Source organism: Nostoc sp. DedSLP03 (assembly GCF_034530815.1).
GTDB lineage: Bacteria > Cyanobacteriota > Cyanobacteriia > Cyanobacteriales > Nostocaceae > Nostoc.
Window position 1 is genome coordinate 1 of the sequence record NZ_JAVRCK010000228.1, and the last position, 1498, is coordinate 1498.

The window sequence follows — 1498 nt, forward strand, 5'->3', positions numbered from 1 at the left end:
CCAGAATCCGAATTAGTAGCCCGCGAGGGTTTCTCTAGCAATTCGTTCATGTACAAGAGGATCGGCGGATGAAAACACTTTCTGAACTAATAGTTGAAACCTCACTACTAATTAGTGAAATTAGTAATCATCCAGACTACCAGGCTTTGATAGAAAAAGGATATTACCCAGATTTGACCGTGGGTGATGCTTATACAGCGCTTGCTTACCTAATTTCTGAAATCGATCCACCGACAATTACAGTTCCTGAAATCCCTGAAATTGAGGTGAAAGGATGAATCAAATTTTCATTCTCATCCTCACCTCAACAGCGCTAATTATTGGCATTATTGCACTGTGCAAACAGCAAAGCCAGCACCCTTTTTACTTGAAAATAGAGGTGCAGTATGGCAAATGATCTAATAGATATCAAAGTTGCAGCACCGCCTAGAACTGCTAACGCTCACACCTGGGTAGAGATGCACTTGCCTAATGGCAAAACTCTACTGCGTTACTGTGCCTGGGGAATAGGTAGGTTATGTTTTTCTGCGTCCTTATTCACCGTGAGCATTAGCCGGAATGCTTTTAAATTCGGCATTTGGCTGTGTGATGGGTTTGAATCGGGGGTCAAGCGCTTGCTCAAAGTGTATGATGCTCTGCCTTACGCTGGAACTCCGATGACCCAAGTCATTGAAGCGTCAGCCGTTCCAGTAGATGAACCACTGGAAATTATCACCGATATCATCGCCGCCATTGAGGGTAAACAGGTAATGATTATCGGCGAAATGGGAACCGGGAAAAGCACCCTAGCACAATACCTCGCCTACACTATCGGCGGCGCGGTGAAAGTGTATGAGTGTGAAGGCACTCCCACCGACTGGTCAGGCTTGGAAGTCATTGGCCGCGGCGAAAATTGGTCGGCGATCGACCGGGGAATGACAGAGGATCTAAACGATTTGAGCAACCAAATGAAGATCCGCAACGAACGCGGGGACGCTGCATTAGCCAGCACCGAGCGCGTAATCATCGTTGAAGAATACCCGGAACTGGTTTCAAAAGTAGGCAGTTCCGGTGAGTGGTTAGAGCGTCACGCCAGGAGGGGACGCAAAGCGCGACGCTTTACAATTTTACTCTCGCAGTATGACCGTGTAGCAGCCTGGGGACTAGAAGGTAAAAGCGATTTAGCCGATGCTTTCTACCGTATTCGCCTTGGTAAAAAGGCGATAGCCCACGCCAAATCATTGAAAAATGAAGCGCTTATTAGCTGGTTAAAAGCCGACCAATCCCACTGCTTACTCGACGATCAGCCGCTCAAACTCCCTCCATACAGGGAGATGAAAGCCGCAGCGCTGCGCGGTGGTTCGACCATAGTCCAACCTTACTACGACAATGCGATCGACCCACAGAAACGGGCTGAAAACGACCTCGAAGCCGCTCCAGAAGCGGATTTTGAAGAAAATTGTTCGGATAACGACCGGGTACTTTGGCGGGTAATTCAGCGCCTGGGAGGTGAAAAAAG

Annotated in this window: 3 protein-coding genes; all 3 read left to right on the plus strand. The window is 48.2% G+C overall.

The window, feature by feature from the left end; genetic code table 11:
• The first annotated feature begins 68 nt into the window (after positions 1-68).
• On the plus strand, positions 69-278 hold the full coding sequence (locus RM368_RS38415; RefSeq protein ID WP_322698920.1) for a hypothetical protein: 210 nt from the start codon (positions 69-71) through the stop codon (positions 276-278).
• The gene (locus RM368_RS38420) at positions 275-397 is read left to right on the plus strand and encodes a hypothetical protein (protein WP_322698921.1); all 123 of its coding nucleotides are present in this window, start codon (positions 275-277) and stop codon (positions 395-397) included. The genes RM368_RS38415 and RM368_RS38420 overlap by 4 nt, the downstream gene beginning before the upstream one ends.
• A partial coding sequence (locus RM368_RS38425; protein ID WP_322698922.1) for a hypothetical protein occupies positions 387-1498 on the plus strand: 1112 nt, incomplete at its 3' end. The genes RM368_RS38420 and RM368_RS38425, both read left to right, overlap by 11 nt.

What these genes read in the sequence shown, in the direction of transcription:
- RM368_RS38415 (WP_322698920.1), top strand. Translation starts at nt 69, where the DNA reads ATGAAAACACTTTCTGAACTAATAGTTGAAACCTCACTACTAATTAGT.
- RM368_RS38420 (WP_322698921.1), top strand. Translation starts at nt 275, where the DNA reads ATGAATCAAATTTTCATTCTCATCCTCACCTCAACAGCGCTAATTATT.